Raw genomic sequence first — 647 nt, forward strand, 5'->3', positions numbered from 1 at the left:
GCCTCCAATTTGCTGAAATTGACGAATACGCCAGCGAGAAGCCCACGCAGAAACCGACTTAGCCATGCTTTTTAGGCTTTCTCCGGTTTCTTCGTCGGTTTCATCGTCCAACGCAAAACCGTCGATATTTTTTGAAATGTATTTAGCGATGTAGCCCGTGGCGCTACCTTTGGTAGGATCTATAGGTTCCACATGAAAGCGTGCTTTAAGCGCTTTCTCTGTCTGTAATGTCTCTGCATCCTCCAGACCGGCGTAGTAACACATAATGTCTCGCACCTGATCAACGTGCTCAGGGCGCATAAACAACAGCAAATGCCAGTGCGGTGTGCCATCGTGATGCGGCTCAACCACGCGGAACCCGAACACGTTGATTTCCTCGCGTGAGAGAGCTGCACGAATTTTTGCCCACACACTGCATAGATATTTTTGCGTATCTCGTGGGCTAGCACCGTTCCAGTGTTCAACAAACCCGCCAGCGCTGTGCACTGCATGATATTTTGCTGGGGCGGTTATGGTGTAAAATTCACCGCCGCAGCCCATTTCATTGGCTAAATCTCCAAAACCGCGCATCCTAACCATAAGGTCGCAGCGGCGGATGGCTGAATTGGCATTGCTGCCAGTAACCATGTCATAGAGTGATACGCGCT

1 protein-coding gene is annotated in these 647 nt (G+C 50.4%); it reads right to left on the reverse strand.

Annotation, left to right across the window (positions count from 1 at the left end):
• A partial coding sequence (locus tag J5224_RS33550) for a replication endonuclease (protein ID WP_264629202.1) occupies nucleotides 1-647 on the reverse strand: 647 nt, incomplete at both ends.

The sequence above is a fragment of the Candidatus Symbiopectobacterium sp. NZEC135 genome, from assembly GCF_025962695.1.